The 16,911-nt window shown below is 61.3% G+C and carries 20 protein-coding genes and 3 pseudogenes; 14 read left to right on the top strand and 9 right to left on the bottom strand.

Annotation, left to right across the window (positions count from 1 at the left end):
• Nucleotides 1-6 precede the first annotated feature (6 nt).
• From A4G99_RS29010 to A4G99_RS21490, 5 genes are all read left to right on the top strand, one after another.
• The gene (locus tag A4G99_RS29010; protein ID WP_255359163.1) at nucleotides 7-129 is read left to right on the top strand and encodes a hypothetical protein; all 123 of its coding nucleotides are present in this window, start codon (nucleotides 7-9) and stop codon (nucleotides 127-129) included.
• On the top strand, nucleotides 126-2,525 hold the full coding sequence (locus tag A4G99_RS21475; RefSeq protein WP_255359164.1) for a bacterio-opsin activator domain-containing protein: 2,400 nt from the start codon (nucleotides 126-128) through the stop codon (nucleotides 2,523-2,525). Before A4G99_RS29010 ends, A4G99_RS21475 begins: the two co-directional genes overlap by 4 nt.
• Nucleotides 2,526-2,585: 60 nt before the next feature.
• The gene (locus tag A4G99_RS21480) at nucleotides 2,586-2,987 is read left to right on the top strand and encodes a hypothetical protein (RefSeq protein WP_223302102.1); all 402 of its coding nucleotides are present in this window, start codon (nucleotides 2,586-2,588) and stop codon (nucleotides 2,985-2,987) included.
• A 228-nt stretch (nucleotides 2,988-3,215) separates the two neighbouring features.
• Nucleotides 3,216-4,376, top strand: a complete 1,161-nt coding sequence (locus A4G99_RS21485) for a glutathione-independent formaldehyde dehydrogenase (RefSeq protein WP_066148175.1) — start codon at nucleotides 3,216-3,218, stop codon at nucleotides 4,374-4,376.
• A gap of 514 nt (nucleotides 4,377-4,890) precedes the next feature.
• The gene (locus A4G99_RS21490) at nucleotides 4,891-5,460 is read left to right on the top strand and encodes a DUF3592 domain-containing protein (RefSeq protein ID WP_066148178.1); all 570 of its coding nucleotides are present in this window, start codon (nucleotides 4,891-4,893) and stop codon (nucleotides 5,458-5,460) included.
• A gap of 211 nt (nucleotides 5,461-5,671) precedes the next feature.
• Here the strand turns inward: A4G99_RS21490 and A4G99_RS21500 are convergent, their stop codons facing one another.
• Complete coding sequence (locus tag A4G99_RS21500; RefSeq protein ID WP_066148184.1) at nucleotides 5,672-6,505, bottom strand: hypothetical protein; 834 nt, start codon at nucleotides 6,503-6,505, stop codon at nucleotides 5,672-5,674.
• A 309-nt stretch (nucleotides 6,506-6,814) separates the two neighbouring features.
• Between A4G99_RS21500 and A4G99_RS21505 the strand changes: the two genes are divergently transcribed.
• Both A4G99_RS21505 and A4G99_RS21510 read left to right on the top strand, forming a co-directional pair.
• Nucleotides 6,815-7,405, top strand: a complete 591-nt coding sequence (locus A4G99_RS21505) for a hypothetical protein (RefSeq protein ID WP_066148187.1) — start codon at nucleotides 6,815-6,817, stop codon at nucleotides 7,403-7,405.
• Nucleotides 7,406-7,600: 195 nt separating this feature from the next.
• Complete coding sequence (locus A4G99_RS21510; protein ID WP_066148190.1) at nucleotides 7,601-7,858, top strand: hypothetical protein; 258 nt, start codon at nucleotides 7,601-7,603, stop codon at nucleotides 7,856-7,858.
• On the opposite strand, the gene A4G99_RS21515 is transcribed toward A4G99_RS21510, so the two are convergent.
• From A4G99_RS21515 to A4G99_RS21525, 4 genes are all read right to left on the bottom strand, one after another.
• A complete protein-coding gene (locus tag A4G99_RS21515) occupies nucleotides 7,855-8,136 on the bottom strand; it encodes a DUF6360 family protein (RefSeq protein WP_066148193.1) in 282 nt (93 codons plus the stop codon). The two genes, A4G99_RS21510 and A4G99_RS21515, sit on opposite strands and share 4 nt — an antisense overlap.
• Nucleotide 8,137: 1 nt before the next feature.
• A complete protein-coding gene (locus A4G99_RS26230) occupies nucleotides 8,138-8,302 on the bottom strand; it encodes a hypothetical protein (RefSeq protein ID WP_190303843.1) in 165 nt (54 codons plus the stop codon).
• On the bottom strand, nucleotides 8,295-10,073 hold the full coding sequence (locus A4G99_RS21520) for a nitrite/sulfite reductase (RefSeq protein ID WP_066148196.1): 1,779 nt from the start codon (nucleotides 10,071-10,073) through the stop codon (nucleotides 8,295-8,297). Before A4G99_RS21520 ends, A4G99_RS26230 begins: the two co-directional genes overlap by 8 nt.
• A 107-nt stretch (nucleotides 10,074-10,180) precedes the next feature.
• A complete protein-coding gene (locus A4G99_RS21525) occupies nucleotides 10,181-10,501 on the bottom strand; it encodes a hypothetical protein (RefSeq protein ID WP_066148199.1) in 321 nt (106 codons plus the stop codon).
• Nucleotides 10,502-10,828: 327 nt separating this feature from the next.
• Here A4G99_RS21525 and A4G99_RS26235 point away from each other — a divergent pair, with 327 nt between their 5' ends.
• The 6 genes and pseudogenes from A4G99_RS26235 (at nucleotide 10,829) to A4G99_RS21540 (ending at nucleotide 14,355) form a co-directional block, all read left to right on the top strand.
• Nucleotides 10,829-10,978, top strand: coding sequence for a hypothetical protein (locus tag A4G99_RS26235; protein ID WP_190303844.1), 150 nt, complete (start codon nucleotides 10,829-10,831; stop codon nucleotides 10,976-10,978).
• Nucleotides 10,975-11,727: pseudogene (locus A4G99_RS27890) on the top strand (CbiX/SirB N-terminal domain-containing protein); the annotation flags it as partial. The gene A4G99_RS26235 and the pseudogene A4G99_RS27890, both read left to right, overlap by 4 nt.
• A gap of 105 nt (nucleotides 11,728-11,832) precedes the next feature.
• The gene (locus A4G99_RS27895) at nucleotides 11,833-12,183 is read left to right on the top strand and encodes a DR2241 family protein (protein ID WP_223302119.1); all 351 of its coding nucleotides are present in this window, start codon (nucleotides 11,833-11,835) and stop codon (nucleotides 12,181-12,183) included.
• Nucleotides 12,180-12,500, top strand: coding sequence for a hypothetical protein (locus A4G99_RS27900; RefSeq protein WP_223302103.1), 321 nt, complete (start codon nucleotides 12,180-12,182; stop codon nucleotides 12,498-12,500). The genes A4G99_RS27895 and A4G99_RS27900 overlap by 4 nt, the downstream gene beginning before the upstream one ends.
• Nucleotides 12,497-13,330 (top strand): uroporphyrinogen-III C-methyltransferase, encoded by an 834-nt coding sequence (cobA, locus tag A4G99_RS21535; protein ID WP_066148202.1) that lies wholly within the window; start codon nucleotides 12,497-12,499, stop codon nucleotides 13,328-13,330. The genes A4G99_RS27900 and cobA overlap by 4 nt, the downstream gene beginning before the upstream one ends.
• Nucleotides 13,330-14,355 (top strand): annotated as a pseudogene (locus tag A4G99_RS21540) (anthranilate phosphoribosyltransferase). Before cobA ends, A4G99_RS21540 begins: the two are co-directional and overlap by 1 nt.
• Before the next feature lie 343 nt (nucleotides 14,356-14,698).
• Here A4G99_RS21540 and A4G99_RS30025 read toward each other — a convergent pair.
• From A4G99_RS30025 to A4G99_RS21555, 4 genes and pseudogenes are all read right to left on the bottom strand, one after another.
• Nucleotides 14,699-14,803 (bottom strand): annotated as a pseudogene (locus A4G99_RS30025) (bifunctional precorrin-2 dehydrogenase/sirohydrochlorin ferrochelatase); the annotation flags it as partial.
• Complete coding sequence (locus tag A4G99_RS27905; protein WP_255359166.1) at nucleotides 14,779-15,039, bottom strand: NAD(P)-dependent oxidoreductase; 261 nt, start codon at nucleotides 15,037-15,039, stop codon at nucleotides 14,779-14,781. The pseudogene A4G99_RS30025 and the gene A4G99_RS27905, both read right to left, overlap by 25 nt.
• Nucleotides 15,036-15,878: a DUF3891 family protein gene (locus tag A4G99_RS21550; RefSeq protein ID WP_066148205.1), complete on the bottom strand. Its 843-nt coding sequence runs from the start codon at nucleotides 15,876-15,878 to the stop codon at nucleotides 15,036-15,038. The genes A4G99_RS27905 and A4G99_RS21550 overlap by 4 nt, the downstream gene beginning before the upstream one ends.
• A gap of 74 nt (nucleotides 15,879-15,952) precedes the next feature.
• Nucleotides 15,953-16,423, bottom strand: a complete 471-nt coding sequence (locus A4G99_RS21555; protein ID WP_066148208.1) for a cupin domain-containing protein — start codon at nucleotides 16,421-16,423, stop codon at nucleotides 15,953-15,955.
• Nucleotides 16,424-16,623: 200 nt separating this feature from the next.
• On the opposite strand from A4G99_RS21555, the gene A4G99_RS21560 reads away from it, so the two are divergent.
• Complete coding sequence (locus A4G99_RS21560) at nucleotides 16,624-16,902, top strand: hypothetical protein (protein ID WP_066148211.1); 279 nt, start codon at nucleotides 16,624-16,626, stop codon at nucleotides 16,900-16,902.
• Nucleotides 16,903-16,911 lie beyond the last annotated feature (9 nt).

The raw sequence follows: 16,911 nt of genomic DNA on the forward strand, positions 1-16,911 counted from the left end.
CCAACGATGTCTGAACCGTTCCGTTCGGACGATAGCGCTTCGGCAACCACCTCACTCGTCGAAACGGAAGCGGGGGAGGAAGCCGCCTTTTTCAAGCATATCGTCGAGACGCGCTCGATGCGGTGGTGACGGTATCCGGAGACGGGACCATCCTGTTCGCAAACGAGGCTGCCGGTCGAATGTTCGGCTACGACGTGGACACGCTCCTCGGAGAGTCGATACGGATGCTGTTTCCGGAACGCTACCGCCAAGAGTATTTTGCGGAGTTCCGTGAGCAAGTCGAGGATGCCGACACGTCCACCGAATACACCGGCCTCGAACGAATCGGAGTCCGCCGGACCGGCGAGGAGTTTTCCATGTCGTTTTCCTTCCGTCGGCACCGATATCACGACCGGACGCTGTTTACCACGACACTGCGCGATATCACCGACAGAAAGCGTCAGCAGAACGAACTCGAAACCGCGACCGAGAAGTATCGAACGCTGGTCGAGGCCGCACCCGACGCGATCTTCCTCGCCGACGTAGAGACGGGAGAGATCCTGGAAGCGAACCGAGCGGCCGCCGAACTCCTCGACCGACCGATAGAGGAACTCGTCGGAATGCACCAGTCCGATCTCCATCCGGAAGGGGAGTTGGAGCGATACAAGAACCTCTTCGGTCGAAGACACGAACTCGACGAATCGATCCCCGACGATCACAACATGTCCGTGATCGATTCGAACGGGAATCGAATCCCCATCGACATCAACTCGACCAGTACCGAACTGAACGGTCGCCGGGTCGCACAGGGGATCTTTCACGACATCAGCAACCGGAAACGACGTGAAGAAGCCCTCAGTTCGCTTCACGAGACGACACACGAGATGCTCGGAACGTCGTCGCCCAAACTCATCTGCCAGCACGCAGTGGAAACTGCCGTCGACGTGCTCGACCTGCCCGCTTCCGGTATCTATCTCCATTCGGAAGACGGGGACGTACTCGAACCCGAGGTGCTGACCGACACGGTCGAGGAGTTGTTGAACGACGCGGTGCCGACGTACGCGCTCGACGACAACCTCGTCGGAACGGTCTTCGAGACGGGTGAACCGCGGGTTATCTCCGACTTCCAGACGACGCCGAACGTGGCACAGCGGGATACGCCGATGCGAAGCGCCATCATTACACCGTTAGGCGAACACGGAGTGTTCATCACGGCGTCCCCGTCGCCGCGGGATTTCGACCGAATCGACTTCGACCTGATGCGTGTGCTGGCGGCGAACACCGAAGCCGCCTTGACCCGCGCGGGACGCGAGCGCGACGTCGCCCGCCAGCGCGACGAGTTGACGACGCTGAACCGGATCAACGCCATCGTTCGGGATATCAACCAAGCGCTCGTGGCCGCACCGTCACGCGAAGAGATCGAACGAACCGTCTGCGAGCGACTGGCCGCTTCGGATGCTTATCACGGTGCGTTCATCGCTATGGGGTCGTCTACCGAAGAAGGGATGTTCGTCCAAACGGCCGCCGGAATCGACGACGACTATCTAGACGCGATGCCGGAGAACACCGCGGAGAGCGGACAGGGACCCGCCGCACTCGCGCTTCGGACAGGGGAACTCCAGATCGTGGAAGACGTGAAGTCGGATCCCTTATTCCCGCCGTCCCTTCGGAGTGCTGCGCTCGACCAAGGATACAACGCTGCAGCCTACATTCCGATCGTCTATGGGGAGACCACGTACGGGGTATTGACCCTCTATACCGACGATCCGGCCGTCGTGGGCGAGCGCGAGCGGGACGTTTTCAGCGAGTTGGGGGAAACCATCGGTCACGCCATCAACGCGGTCGAAAGCAAGCGACTCCTCTACTCAGATCGTGTCGTCGAACTCGAATTCTCGCTCACGAACACGGAGTCGTTTTTCGTCACGACGTCCGACGAGTTGGAGTGTTCGCTCGACCTCGATGGGGTGGTTCCGTCGAGCGACGGCACGTACATCTTCTACGTTACCGCGAGCGGCGTTTCGCCGGAGCGGATACTCGAACGGGCGTCCGAATCATCTGTCGTCGAACGTGCTCGCCTCGTTCAAGAACGGGACGAGGAAGCCATGCTGGAGGTCGCGTTTCACCGTACGGCGACGATCGCGCAAGCGCTCATCGAACGCGGCGCGTACGTCCAGCGCGGGTCGATAACGGACGGTGAGGGAAGCATCGTCGTCGAAGTGCCGGGGAACACCCGCATCCGTCCGTTCTTGGACGCAGTCGAGTCGGTGTACTCCGAAGGGAACCTGCTCTCGAAGCAGTCCCGCGAGCGACCGTTTCACTCGACGTCCGGCTTTTATCACGAACTCAGCGAGACGCTCACCGAGCGACAGGCGGAAATTCTCCACGCAGCGTATCTCGCGGGATACTTCGACTATCCCCGTGCGAGTTCCGGCAAGGAGTTGGCCGAAACGCTGGACATCTCCTCACCGACGTTCCATCAACACCTCCAAGCGGCCGAGCGGAAGTTCCTCACGCTGCTGTTCGCGGGACAGTCAGGTATCGTCTGAGTTCGATACCTCAGTATTGAGGCAAAGGACTGGTACCGACAGAACAGTTCGTAAGAGATGATGAGCGACTCGGAGCAACCAAACGACACCCATTTAGACACGAGTCGAAACCATCCGGAAGAGGAGTGTGACAGTTCGCTCCCCACCGGAACCGTGGAGCGAATTCTCTCGGACCAACAGCGACGTGTACTCTGTGAGTATCTCTCGAACAACGGGATCGCCTCGGTGGACGAACTTATCGATCTACTTGCGGACGAGGGGTGTAGCGACGAAACGGCGTTGATTCGGCTTCACCACATTCATCTCCCGATGTTGGAGGACTGTGGAATCCTGGCCTACGAAGCGCGAAGTGAGACCGTCCGGTACTGGGGCCACGAGGAAGTCGAACGGAGAATGGACCTCTGCCGGACCATCTCGTCCGCGTTGGACGAAGGGAAGAGCAGTCCCAAAACCCGAACGTAATCGAACGGTACGGCCGTCGGAATCGCTGGCGTCTTTTCCAAACCGCTCGCCCTCGTAGTGGTTACTCGGTACCGGCACCCATTCCCACGCAGATGGGACAACCATTCGATAATTTTCGGGCGGAAAGGAAGGATTTGGGGCCTCTGTTCACGCCGAAGGTACCATATCAATTCGAATAACGACATACGTGAGAATGGCGTGCCCTCTTTGGGGTGGAAACGTATGTCAATGGACGCGGTCGTATACCAAGGACCGCACGACGTAGAAGTCGAAGAAGTAGACGAACCTGAAATCGAACACCCGAACGATGTCGTCATCGACATCACGACGAGCGCCATCTGCGGGTCGGACCTCCACATGTACGAGGGACGAACGGACGCCGACCCCGGCATCGTCTTCGGCCACGAGAACATGGGTATCGTGGACGAGGTGGGCGACGGCGTAACGACGCTCGAAGAGGGGGACCGCGTCGTCCTCCCGTTCAACGTCGCCTGTGGTGTGTGTAAGAACTGTGAGAACGGCTATACGGGGTTCTGCCTGAACGTGAATCCCGGCTTCGCCGGTGGGGCGTACGGATACGTCGCAATGGGGCCGTATAAGGGTGGACAAGCGGAGAGGCTCCGCGTGCCGTTCGCGGACTTCAACGCGCTCAAACTCCCGGAAGGGACCGAACACGAGGATTCGTTCATCCTGCTCGCGGACATCTTCCCGACGGGGTGGCACGGGACCGAACTGGCGAACCTCCAACCCGGCGAATCGGTCGCCATCTTCGGTGCTGGCCCGGTCGGACTGATGGCCGCCTACAGCGCGAAGATCAAGGGCGCGGCGGAGATATACGTGGTCGACAGGGTCGACAGTCGACTCGAACTCGCCGAGAAGCACTGTGATGCGACGCCCATCAACTTCGAGGAGAGCGACCCGGTCGAGCAGATCAAGAACATCCACGGCGGCGGCGTGGACAAAGGCGTTGACGCGGTCGGATACCAAGCCGTGGACCCCGACACCGACGTTGGCGACGACGCCTACGACCCGGCACGGGAGAATCCCGCAGTGGTTCTCAACCAACTGATTCAGGTCGTCCGGGCGACCGGACAACTCGGCGTCCCCGGCCTGTACGTTCCCTCGGACCCCGGAGCACCGGACGAGATGGCCGCACAGGGCCGTCTCGGCATCGACTTCGGGAAGTTCTTCGAGAAGGGCCTCAAGGTCGGGACCGGACAGTGTAACGTCAAGGAGTACAACCGCCAACTCCGCGACCTCATCATTCAGGGCCGCGCCGACCCGAGTTTCGTCGTCTCACACCGCGTCGAACTCGATGACGCGCCCGAGATGTACGAGCGATTCGACAGCCGTGAAGAAGGCGTGACGAAAGTGTTGCTCGAACCCTGAACTAACTCGATTCTCGCTTTTTTGGTGTCGCGAGGAATACATCATTCAACTACTGTGCTGAGCCACGTTGTCCTCCGTAAGAGTTCCCGCGTCGAGTGGGATCATGAGGATCATTCATGCGGAATTTCATCATCATTGATCGGTTTAGTCGTGTCGACGGACGACGCTACGTCGTCCGTCGTGACTGTGACGCGATACCGTTCGGAAGGTTTGACCGGGTGTTTGAGATTTTCCACGGATGATTTGGCGGACTTTTCCGTCCCCGAGTCCATCGTCCAGTGGTACTTTTTGCAGTACCGTCGTTGACCAGTTTTCGATTTGTAGCTGTCTGTTAACCCGGTATCGCCGTTGGTCCTTGATCGAGATGAAGTAAATTTCCGATTGAGGATTTGAGTGTGAGAGATAGCCCGAACCGGCATGAAGGATGTCGAGCGGAAGTCATGCACAGATCCCACATCGGTGAAGGAACCAGTAGATTTACTCGCATCGATATGGGATTCAAATCCAAATCCAAATGACTCGGAAACGAACGCTCGTCATCGGACTTCTCGTTGCAGGGGTACTGTTCGTCGGCGGTGCAGGTGTCGTTTTCCTCCAAGTGAACGCGGCTCATTCAGCCGTATCGACGACCGGAACCATCCAATCGGCTCAGGTCGACAAATACACACCAGTCAAACGGCGGCCCGTTATCGGGAACACCCAGTACCGGGCGAACGTCACGTACACATACTCCGTACAGGGGAAGAAATATACCAGTAATCGCGTGTTTCCCGGACACTACACTGCCTACGCAACCGAGAAACCCATCGCTAAGGTCGCAAATACGTATCACCACGGGGAACCAGTTACGGTCTATTACAGTCCTTCGAACCCGTCGGCATCGTATCTCGTAAAGCGGTACGCGTTTGTACCGGGATTCCTCGCGATGGTTATCGCGCCGTACATCGCTGCTGTTCTCCTCACCCCCGGCTTCGGGTGGATGGATATCGTCCGGCAAATAGTTCGACAGTCATTGAACGACTTGAGACGTACATCGACCTCGGAATTGAGTCGTCCCGGAGACGTGAACGGCATAACGGGTTGAACGATGACCAACTATTCGGCACCGACAGAACGTCGAATTTGCTCTCTCTGAGCGGATGGTTGGAGTGGACGACGTGGACCGCCGCGACGGTAATCGCGCTCGCCGTTGTCGGCTTGTACGTACTGCTCTCCGGCTCGGCGTATAGTCGTATGGCCTATCTGGTCGCTTTTCTTGTTGTCGTCATAACGGTCGTACGAATGGGTTTCCGTCATCAGTTCTCTTGACTCACCTGTGTAGTATTCTCGGCGCTTCGAGCCAACACGCCGCTTCGGAGGGGGCGACGGGACCAAATTGTCCTAATTTCGAGGTCTGAATTGTTACTGACTCGGTCCCGAAGCCCCGACACGTGCGTTTGCCCGGTTATGAACACGACCCGGTCGTATCCGTTGGCTGTGGCCACTTCGCGCGCTCGTTCCAACATCGCTGCGTTCCGCTCATTGACCGTCGTATAGAGCGACCACAGGATGGCGATTCCTGCCAGTACGAGCGTCGGGAATGACCCGATGGTAATCTGTGCGAGGAAGAAAAAGAGGAAAGTCGGAATGCTGAGTGCGGCCGCAAGGCGCTGTGAGAGTTGTGCGCTCGCTCGAACGACCGCATAGGTGACGATTACGACACCGACGGTCGTTCCCGTTCGTACCGGTGAAAAGACGAAAGCCACTGCGAGGAGCGCGATCCAGTTTAAGGCGATGGTTAAGATGCCGCCAGGAAAGAGGAAAATGGATGCGTGTGGGTCGATATCATGTATCGGAATATTTGTTTCTTCGCCGAGTGTTCGTGCTGCTCCCGCTTCCGATGGGAGTGTCGTGCGTGAGATGAGAGCGGATATCGGAAAAAAGAGTAGCGCATAAATCATGAACCCGGTCACGACGAGCGGCCGCTGGAGGAACGCAGTAACCCACTCTACCGCAGTTAGACGACGTTCAGGATATTCGATAAACACCGCGTCGGAATCCGTTTCTGTTACTCGTTTTTCGAGCTCCCGATGAACGATAGAAACCCGATCAGCATGTAGTACAGCGAATAAATCGAGTTGGAGAGCCATGTTCGCTACTATCACTCTATGCTTGTGAATGTACTGAGATTGTTATTTTAATCTATCTCTACTTTCTTCGAAGAATTATATCTGAATATAAATCTAATAGATATTTTATAATAATTTAATTTTTATTAACTTAAATTATTTATTTGTGCAATAGATAATAACCATACGAACAAGCGGCGTCGAAACATCCTCAAACTAATCGGAGCGGGAGCAACCACGGTCCTCTCGTTCGGAGCTGTCGGAAGCGCAGCGGCAGCTAGCGGGGATCAACAGAAGTCCTCTCCGTTCACGCAGGAGCAGCTCTCGAAGATGCACGCCGCCCTCCAAAAGAAGGCCAACGAGAATCTCGCAGAATCGAGTGGGGAAGTTACCACAGAAGGTATTCCGGGCTGGATTCCCGGTCTCCCGTCCGCGATTCCATTCACTTGGTGTTTGAAGAACATCCCGTTGGCGGACGATATCTGCACGTACGCCAACTCACCGGTGACAACTCACTGGTTCAACTGTAACGGAACTTGGTACTACGGAACCGTCATCTCGGCCGGAATCGGCTACGGCCCCAGTGTCAGTGTCAGCGGTGACCAAATCACTGGGAACGTCCAGCACCAAGCGAACGTCGATCTGTTTTACGACCCCGACAACGACTGCTTCGCCGTCAAATTCTCGTCCGGTGGCGTCGAGGGCTGCGTCGGCGAGGAATGTGTTCCCAACCTGCCAAGCCCGACGGCTTCGATCACCAAGCTTGCGAACGCGCTCTACGATGTGGGTCACAGCCTCGCCACGGGAATGTATGACCAACTCGGGTACACACCTTCATCGGAAGTAATCGTCGCAACGGCCGTCTTCTTCGCCGTCGTCCTCGCGTTCGGCGTCGCTGCCGGTGCCCCTGCAGGCGTATAACTCTCACAGTCGCGAACCCGCCCTTTCAATCCCCGTTCTCACATAACGCCGGTCGGAGAAGGCGATTACTAGACGATATCGACAGTTCCTCTCGAATGACGAACGATCGATATGCGAAACGGTAATGAATACCTTGCAAACTATGAGCGCTAGTTAATGTCTATCGCACTCCTCCGTTCACATGGTGGTCAGCACATGCGAACACGAGGGCGACGATCGGCAGGCAGAACCGAGAAAGAGCGGCAACTCCAGCAACTCGCGCGGCTTCAACGGCAGATAACCGAACAGCGACGAAAGATCGCCGAGATGGAACGGGTTCGGGACGAAATGCTCCGCAGGGGGACGGGTTCGGTCGTGTACGAGGGAGTCTGTGCGGAGTGCGGTATCGGCGTCATCGTGCGGAAAAACGACTCGCTTCGCTGCACCTCGTGTGACTTCCGCTACAACCTCTAAGCCTGCTCGTCCTCGACCTTCTCGGCGTAGCGTTCGAGTTCCCCGGCGAGCGTCCGCGCCTCGTCGGGCGAGAGCGACACCGTGTCGGCGTGTGCCGGGAGGTTGTCTAGCGAACCGTTGTCCAGTTCGAGTTGGAGCAGGACTTCGTCCGGGTTCTTCCGCGGCGTTTTGACGTTCAACACGGCCATCGCCTCGTCCGTCCAGCCGTGGCCCTCCGCGACGGCGTCGAGCAGGTCGAACGTGGTGTAGGCGTTCACCGAGAGGACGCGGTCCGCCATCTCAGTCGTCCCCCGAAACCGCGCGAGACGGTCGCCTTTGGCGCTGCGACTCGCTGACTTCCGGGACTCCTTCGCTACGCTCAGTCATCGCCGGAAACAGCGTGAGGCGGTCGTGTTCACGCTGCGGCTCACTGGCTTCCGGGATTCCTTCGCTACGCTCAGTCATCGCCGGAAATCGGGTCGGCCGGGCTGTTGGGTGCCGGACTGGCGTCCATGTCGTCGTCCTCGGCGTACGGGTACCACGTCTTCTTCGTGTTGTGCATGTACGGGTCCTCGTAGCTGGTCTCCTCGGGGCTGGCGAGGGTTTCGAGTTCCTCGGCGTGGAGCGAGTGTACGAACTCGCGGAACGTCTGGCCGTCCTCGCGTCGGGCCGCGAAGCCGTCGATGAGGTTGCGAATTGCGCCGGGCACCTCGTCCACGGCGATGCGCTCCTGGATCCACGTCGCGAAGCTCGGCTCCTTGCCGAGTCCGCCGCCGACGCCGATGTCGAGGGCTTCGACGGTTTCGCCGTCCTTGCGCGTCTTCATGCCACGGAGGCTGATGTCGGCGATCTGGGGCTGAGCACAGGACGCGGTACAGCCGGAGAGGTGAATGTGGAAGTTCTCCACGTCGTCCGGAAGTTCCACGTTCTCCTTGAGCCAGCGCGAGAGACGAACTTGGCGGTTCTTCGTCTCCACGATGGAGAGCGAACAGAACTCCGTTCCCGTACAGGCGATGGAACCGCGCTGGAACGGGTGCGGGTCGGGGCTGTAGCGTTCGAGGACGGGTTCGTCGAGCAGGGCGTCGAGGTTCTCCTCGGGAATGTCCGTCAGGATGATGTTCTGGCGCTGGGAGAGTCGCGCCTCGCCGGAGCCGTACTTCTCGGCGATGTCCGCCAGTTCGATCATCTCCTCGGCACCGACGCGGCCGACGAGGACGTTCAGGCCGACGTAATAGTTCCCGTCGGGTTGCTCGTGCACGCCGACGTGGTCGGCGTGCCCGTGGTCGTCCGGGACGCCCGCGTTGTACGAGTACTCCTCGCGCAGGTCGTCGCCCGCCGTCTTGAGGTAGAAATCCACGTACTCCTCCTGAAGCGTCTTACGGACCTTCTCCGGCCCCCACTCGTCCACGAGGAACTTGATGCGGGCGCGGCGTCGGTTGTCGCGGTTACCGTAGTCGCGGAACAGTCCCGAAAGTCCGCCGAGGACGGGGACGACCTCGTCGGGTTCGGCGAACACGTCGATGTCGCGGGCGAAGCGCGCTTCGCGGCCCGCCAGACCCCCGCCGACGCGGACGTTGAACCCGCGGACGGTCTCACCGTCGATTTCCTTCTCGGCGGGTTCGATACCGATGTCGTTGATGTCGCCCTGGCCACAGCCTTCGCGGCAACCCGTCACCGACACCTTCCACTTCCGGGGGAGGTTCTCGTATTCGGGGTTACCCTTGAAGTTCTCGTTGAGGTCCTTGACGACGGGAACCGCGTCCACGAACTCGCGTTTGTCCTTCCCGGAGACCGGACAGCCGACGATGTTCCGCCACGAGTCACCGCAGGCCTGCTTGGTCGAGAGACCAGCGTCTTCCAAGCGCTCCCAGATCTTCGGCACGTCCTCTATGTTTATCCAGTGAAGCTGGACGGCCTGTCGCGTCGTCACGTCGGCGTAGCCGTTGCCGAACTCCGGGTTCGCGGCCGGGCCGGTGGCGAAATCCCGAGCGATCTCACCGATGACCCGAAGCTGACCGGGTTCAAGGTAGCCGCTCGGCGGTCCGATACGCATCATAAAGTAGCTCTCTTGGCCGTCGCGCTGGTGGTACAGCCCCCACCATTTGAACCGCTCGAACCACTCGTCGTGTTCGTCCTCCGGGATGGCTTCCCAGCCCTCCTCGGCGAATCGCCGCATGTGGTCCTTGATCTCTTCCCCATAGATATCATCCTTCCATTTCTCTACGTCGGTAGGCATGGGAATCGCTACAGCACACACGCCTAAACACCCCATCTCCGCGTCAATGCCCGCCGGGGGTCGGAAAAAGCGGCAAGTATCGCGGGGACATGGTAGCGACCCACTCTCTAGTCCGAGAACCGGGCGTTCGACGGCCGTTGGCCCCCTTCATAGTCGATGGAACGGAATTCGTCCCCATCGGCGCGTCCGATCCGAAGCCACCCCGTCGCGCCCCGCTTCCCACAGCCGATGCACTGTCCCGCCGCACGGGCTTCCACCCACGGACCGTCCACTCCGATGTCGGTGAACACCTCGACGAGGAACAACGCGGTATCACAATCACAGACGTCGTGGTCCACGAGCGGCCAGATATCGCTTACGCCGACGATTCGGGTATTGTTCACGTTGACCCACGCACCCTCGTCCAGCGTCCGAACCGCAGTTACCATGCCCTATCTCCGCGTCTCCGAACCCTCAATACATCGGCGGACGCAATCCCCGCCGAATCGCCTGACGCGTCGAAACGGGCGGAACGTTCGATACCTACACGGCCAACCTATTTCCTGCACGAATTGCCGGAACACGGGAGTCGGAGATAGCAGTGATTCTTACCGGTATGTGGGAGCAGTGGCCGGAATTACGGGTAGAGACGCGATTTAGGGGATTCCCGTCATAGGGTGTCCTGATGAATACCAGTGATGTAGCGACACGCCGACTCGTGGACGAGTCCGTCGTTGAACCGACAGCGGTAGTTTCACAATGGGGTGTGACAATCAGTGACTAAGGACCACGTGAGCGAATGTCACAGAAACGAATCTCAAGACGACGACCACCTACAGGACGTCCCTGATGGTGCAGGATGTACGGAAATCTGGGAGCACCTCTCCGACCGACGGGACGAGGAGGACGAAGAACCCGAAGAATGATCGAGGACACGGCGCTCGTACTGGTTGGTCACGGTTCACACCGGAACGCCGGGTCGGCGAGACCCATCTACGACCACGCCGACGAGATACGCGCCCGTGACCGCTTCGCGGAGGTTCGGGAAGCCTTCTGGAAGGAAGCCCCGTCGCTGCGCGAAGTCCTCAGAACGGTCGAATCGACCGACGTAGTCGTCGTCCCCCTCTTCACCAGCGAGGGGTATTTCACGGAACAGGTGCTCCCCCGTGAGCTCCGGCTCACCGACGAGTGGGACCTCGACGTGGACAAGCGAGTTCGCTACGCCGACCCGGTCGGGACCCACGAATCGATGGCCGACGTCATCGTCGAACGTGCCGAACACGTCACCGACGACCCGAGCGTCGGGGACGGCGTCGGACTGTCCGTCGTCGGCCACGGCACCGAACGAAATCCGAGAAGCGCGAAGGCGACCCGCGACCACGTCGCGGGTCTCGAAGCACGCGAGCGCTTCGACGAAGTGCGAGCGCTGTTCATGGACCAAGCGCCGTACATCGACGACCTGACCGACCACTTCGAGAGCGACGAACTCGTCGTCGTCCCGCTGTTCGTCGCCGACGGCTACCACACCCAAGAGGACATCCCGGAGGACATCGGCCTGACCGACGACGCAGAATCGGGGTATCCCGTCCCCGCCGACGTCGATGGCAAACGGGTCTGGTACTCGGGTGCCGTCGGAACCGAACCGCTCGTCGCAGACGTCGTCGTCGAGCGAGCGCGAGCGACGCTCAATGACGGGGATGAGCCGGTCGAAACCATCGCGCAGGCCGACGACACCGAGCGTAGCGAGGCCGAGGCGGCCCGCGATGCGTTTTTGAACTGGTTGGCGGACGGCGAGAGCGACGAACCTCACGACGCGACCCGAACGTGGGGGCAACTCGCCATCACGACGACGCGAACCGCCAACGGTAACCGCCGATACGAAATCCGGCACGTCGAGGACCGCGGCGCGGAGTCGGACGAACTCGACTCCCATGCCGACCCCGCAGAAACGCGCGACCGGGTTCGGTTCACGGACGACGGGGAGTACCGCCCGCTGGCGACGGCGGCGACGCTCCCCACCGGGTGGGTGTGTTCGGACCTCGACGCCGACGAACTCCTGCGGGCCTCGAGTTCGTCTACCCGGCGACGATTTCGAACTGGTACCGCGAGCGGAACGGCGAACTCGACGTGAGCCACTTTCGGGAGACGGCCGAGCGCCAAACCGGCGTGTACGCCGACGTGGGGGACATCGGGCGCGAAGCGCTCGACCACGCCGTCGAAGCCTGTTGTGTGGATTCACAGTGCAGTGCGCGGCGCGAATGGGACGCGACGGACGACGACGAAATCGCGGTTCCACGCGGGGACGGCGAGTTCCCCTGCCGGGAGCCGTGTTCGTTGTTCATCGCGAAGGTACGGGAGTTTCAGAAGATGGAGGAGTGCGGGGAAGACGACGCCGAAGACGGCTACCGAGCGCGGTACCGGAGCGCACGACGCGGAGGACGAACATGAGCATGCACACTGGAACGGTTTATTTGGTCGGTGCAGGACCGGGCGATCCGGAACTGCTGACGGTAAAGGCGCGGAGACTACTCGACGACGCGGACGTCGTCTGTCACGACAACCTCGCGGACGACCGAATCGTGGAGTCGTGTCCCGAGACCACGGAGCGGATGTACGTCGGCAAGCGACCCGGTCCGGACGGCGAGCGAACCACACAGGAGGAGATAAACTGCCTGCTCGTTCGACTGGCACGCGAAGGGAAGGACGTCGTTCGGCTCAAGGGCGGCGACCCGACGGTGTTCGGCCGCGGCGGCGAGGAGGCAGAGCACCTCGCGGCCGCCGGAATCGACTTCGATATTATTCCGGGGATTTCGAGCGCCGTCGCCGCACCGGCCGTCGCCGGAATCCCGGTGACCCACCGCGACCACGCCTCGTCCGTGACGTTCGTCACCGGCCACGAGGACCCGACGAAACCCGAGAGCGCGCTCGACTGGGACGGGCTCGCGGCGACGGTCCAAGCGGGCGGAACGCTGGTGATCCTGATGGGCGTCCGTCGCCTGCCCGATAACGTGACCGCACTGCGGAACGCGGGACTTCCCGAGGACACGCCCGCCGCGATGATCGAGAAGGCGACGCGGGACGACGAATTCACCGTCACCGGAACGCTCGATACCATCGTTGAGCGGCGCGACGAAGTGGGCATCGAACCGCCCGCGGTTACCGTCGTCGGCGACGTCGTCTCCGTGCGCGACCGCGTGGCCGAGTTCCTCGAAGGTGCGCCGTCGGTCGGCGTGTCGTCGTTCGCGGACGCCGTCGTCTCGGAGCGAGGTGTCGAGTGATGACTCGTGAGTTTCGAGACTTCGTCGGACACGTCGGCTCCGGGCCGAAGTCCGCCGACGACATGAGCTACGAGGAGGCCAAGTTCGCCTTCGGGGAAATCCTCGCTGGCGACGTGTCCCCCGTCGCGCTCGGCGGCTTCTGGGTGGCGAACCGCTGGAAACGCAACACGCCCGAGGAGTTGGCCGGTTTCGTGGACGCGATGCGCGAGGAGTCGGTCGAAATCGCGGCACCGGACCGTGACCCCGTGGACTGCGGCGCGAACTACGACGGCAAATCCCGGACGGCGCTCCTCGGCGTCGCGTCGGGGCTCGTCGCGGCGGCCGCAGGAACCCCCGTCGTCGTCCACAGCGGCGACCGCGTCCCCATGAGCGAGGGTTGTGCCTACCGGCACGTCCTCTCCGAACTCGGCGTGGAAACCGACCTTTCCCCCGAAGAAAGCGCCGCGATGACGGACGAGGTCGGCTTCGGGTTCTACGACCAAGCGCGATTCAACCCCGCCGTCGCCGCCCTCGATACGACGTCGCGCGCTCGGCGTCCGGACGTTCGTCAACACCGTCGAAACGCTCGCCAACCCGGCGGACGCGTCGGTCCACCTCGGGAGCTTCTTCCACACGACGTTCGGCGAGCGGATGATCAACACCCTCTCCGAGAGCCGAACCCAGAACGTCGAGCGCGTACTGATGTTCCAGGGATTGGAGGGCTACGACGACGTTCGACCGGGCCACACGACGTACGTCGAGTGGGACGGCGCGGAAATCGAGACCGACCGCCACGGAATGGAGTTCGACGCCGACGCGCTCGACATCGAGACGTGGCGACCGATTCCGCCGAAATCACCGAGGCGGTTCTCACCGGCGAGCGCGACGGCGACCTCGCGGACGCCGTCGCGTTCAACGCGGGACTTCGGCTGTACGCCCGCGACGACGTGAAATCGATCGACGACGGCGTCGAGCGAGCGCGGGACGCGCTCGCCGACGGCGCGGCTGAGGACCGGTTCGTCGCGCTCCGGCAGTTCGAATCGTAACTACTCCAGAATTCGTTCCACGACCGCATCCGCTTCCTCTCTCGCGCTTTTCTCGTCCTCGGCGTTCCACACGGCATCCGACTCGATGACCGCACGAACGGCGTCGCGCCGTTCGTGCGGGGGGACGTCCCTTCGTTTCAGTGCTTCGCGCAGGTCGCTCGTGACCGCCGCGACGATTTCGGCCCCCTCCAGTTCCGGTTCGATTCGTTTCCTGAGTTCCTTGCTCAGTGCCGGACTGCGCCCGCCGGTCCCGACGGCGCGACCACGTCGCCGTCGCGGTCGTCGCCGGAACGACGACGCTTCCCGACTCCCGTTCGCCGCTCCGGTCCGCGCGATTGACCAGAATCCCGCGCTCGCTCGCCGCTCGCTCGATGGCCGCGTTGCACTCCTCGTCGCTGGTCGCGGCGACGACGAGTGCGGGTGCTACTCTTTCGAGCCACGAATCCACATCCCCCGGCGAGACGTGCGCCCGGACGAGCGAGGCGCACGCGCCTCGCTCGTCGATTTTCGGTGTTCGTCCGGTTCTTCGAACTCGTCGAACGCTCGGAATTCCTCGTCGAACTCCGCTCCGACCACAACGACCGTCGCTTCGCGCGCGAAGCGACGGGTCTTCCGGTAGCCGACCCGTCCCCCGCCGAAGACGAGCACGCGCTCCCCGCGAAAGTCGTGAAACAGCGGAATCATGCGCGAAGCGTGAACTCGACCGTCTCGTGCTCCCCGGCGTAGTACGCCCGACAGAAGTCGTCCTCCGTCCCGTAGTCGCCCTTCGGGACGACTCGGGCGGCCACGGAGACGGTCAGGGGCGACTCGTCGAACGGGTACGGATCCAGTTCGAATTCGCCGTCGCCGACCGGTCTCACCGTGATGGAAACCTCCTCGCCGGGTGCCGTCGGAACGTCCTCGATGGTCGTCTGGTCGGGCGATTCTGTCGTTCCGAGGATCAGCGACAGGACGTCCCACACTTGCAGGAGTTCGTAGTTACACCAGAGGCGGCTAATCGTGTCCTCGGGTGGTTCTCCCTGTTCGTGAATCGCGGTGAGCAGTTCCATATCTTCCTCCGAGGGCCGCTCCTCGTCCTCGTCGGCTTCCATCAACTCGCCCGCCAGTCTCGTCTGTCGTTCCTCCTCCTTCGCCACGAACTCCTCGAAGGCGGGTTGCGTGTCGGGCCACGACGTGGAGAGGCCGTAGCGTCGGCGGCGGAGTCCCGAACCGTGCATGGACGCCAGCAGTCCGGCGTAGGTGTTCAACTCGGCGACTGAGCTGATGCCGTCGTCGTAGAACTCGACCCACTCGTCGGCGGGTACGCTCACGAAGTTAACGAGGTCGCCGTCTTCGATGTGTGGTTTTCGGTCGTACTCCCACCAGCCGTCGTCGTGGGTGGTCGCCACGAGGGTCATCGCGGCGGACGGCATCGGACGCTCGAACGTCTCGTTTCCCCAGTGTTCCGCGAACTGCCCCGCCAACGCCGCGTGGTCGGGTTGCGTGATGAACCGATATTGGTCGTCACCGTGGGCGATGAGCATCGGTCGAAATTGGGTCGGACGGAATAAAAGCGTGTGCCGACCCGCCGCCTTCTGCCGACGAGTCCTCGCTGGACTCACTCCGTCTCGACGTCTGGGCCGATGGTGATGACGTTCGTGCCGAACGGTTCCATCGGTTTCTCGAACGTCGCGGTCAGTTCGTCGTTCGGGAAGATTCCGAGGATACGGGCCGCCTTCCGCCCGACGTTTCGGATACTGTGCGGTTCCTCGGCCGGAACGACCGCGATTTCTCCGGTCGAGAGTTCTATCGTTTCGTCGCCCACCGTCGCCTCGACGGTTCCGGCTGTGACGTGCAACAACTCCTCGTTGCTGTCGCGGTGTGTCGGCAGATAGTTGCCGGGTTCGAGTTCGATGCAGACGAGCATGATGTCCTCGCCCGCCACCTCGCTCGCTTGTGGGGTCCCCGGCGACAGCGGGAAATAGCCCCGCAGTCGGGCGTGGTCGTCCCCCTCTTGCCACACGTCCGTCCCCTCGAACTGATAGAGCGGAATCGATCGTAAGCTCTCGTCTCGTGATTGGACTGCCATGGTTCCTCCAGTTGCTTCTCGCGGTGGGTCGCGTGGACCGAAGAGATCCCCTCCGTTGCTCCCCAAGTGACGCTAGGCCGATCCGGACCATCACCCTTTCGTGGGGCAGTTTTCCGACAGTAGGACGTGGCTACCGCCCAGTTCCCCAATCCGTACGAACCGCATACTCTTGCGCGACACCGTCGTGGTCCCGACGAGCGATGACTCCCGAGACGCCAGCACCCAACGAGTCCGCATCGGACGCTTCAGCCTGTTCGCGCTGCCGAGACGACGCAGTTCTCCGCGTCGTCCGCACCGAAATCGAAGGGCGTTCCGCCCCCGTCCGAACGTCGTCCTCCGACGCCGCCGACTCCGCGACCGTCTGTCGGGACTGCTTCGCCCGCCTCCGCGCCGACCCGAACGCGTCGTTCAACACCCTGTTCGAAACCGGGGACGCACCCGACCGCACGCGGCATTTCATCAAAATCGAACGGTTGTAGTCGAGAATC

This window comes from Haladaptatus sp. R4 (assembly GCF_001625445.1).
GTDB lineage: Archaea > Halobacteriota > Halobacteria > Halobacteriales > Haladaptataceae > Haladaptatus.

Bases quoted from the DNA above. Each gene is read 5' to 3' on its own strand.
- A4G99_RS29010 (WP_255359163.1), top strand. From the start codon at position 7: ATGTCTGAACCGTTCCGTTCGGACGATAGCGCTTCGGCAACCACCTCA.
- A4G99_RS21480 (WP_223302102.1), top strand. From the start codon at position 2,586: ATGAGCGACTCGGAGCAACCAAACGACACCCATTTAGACACGAGTCGA.
- A4G99_RS21485 (WP_066148175.1), top strand. From the start codon at position 3,216: ATGGACGCGGTCGTATACCAAGGACCGCACGACGTAGAAGTCGAAGAA.
- A4G99_RS21490 (WP_066148178.1), top strand. From the start codon at position 4,891: ATGACTCGGAAACGAACGCTCGTCATCGGACTTCTCGTTGCAGGGGTA.
- A4G99_RS21500 (WP_066148184.1), bottom strand. From the start codon at position 6,505: ATGGCTCTCCAACTCGATTTATTCGCTGTACTACATGCTGATCGGGTT.
- A4G99_RS21505 (WP_066148187.1), top strand. From the start codon at position 6,815: ATGCACGCCGCCCTCCAAAAGAAGGCCAACGAGAATCTCGCAGAATCG.
- A4G99_RS21510 (WP_066148190.1), top strand. From the start codon at position 7,601: ATGCGAACACGAGGGCGACGATCGGCAGGCAGAACCGAGAAAGAGCGG.
- A4G99_RS21515 (WP_066148193.1), bottom strand. From the start codon at position 8,136: ATGGCGGACCGCGTCCTCTCGGTGAACGCCTACACCACGTTCGACCTG.
- A4G99_RS26230 (WP_190303843.1), bottom strand. From the start codon at position 8,302: ATGACTGAGCGTAGCGAAGGAATCCCGGAAGCCAGTGAGCCGCAGCGT.
- A4G99_RS21520 (WP_066148196.1), bottom strand. From the start codon at position 10,073: ATGCCTACCGACGTAGAGAAATGGAAGGATGATATCTATGGGGAAGAG.
- A4G99_RS21525 (WP_066148199.1), bottom strand. From the start codon at position 10,501: ATGGTAACTGCGGTTCGGACGCTGGACGAGGGTGCGTGGGTCAACGTG.
- cobA (WP_066148202.1), top strand. From the start codon at position 12,497: ATGAGCATGCACACTGGAACGGTTTATTTGGTCGGTGCAGGACCGGGC.
- A4G99_RS27905 (WP_255359166.1), bottom strand. From the start codon at position 15,039: ATGATTCCGCTGTTTCACGACTTTCGCGGGGAGCGCGTGCTCGTCTTC.
- A4G99_RS21550 (WP_066148205.1), bottom strand. From the start codon at position 15,878: ATGCTCATCGCCCACGGTGACGACCAATATCGGTTCATCACGCAACCC.
- A4G99_RS21555 (WP_066148208.1), bottom strand. From the start codon at position 16,423: ATGGCAGTCCAATCACGAGACGAGAGCTTACGATCGATTCCGCTCTAT.
- A4G99_RS21560 (WP_066148211.1), top strand. From the start codon at position 16,624: ATGACTCCCGAGACGCCAGCACCCAACGAGTCCGCATCGGACGCTTCA.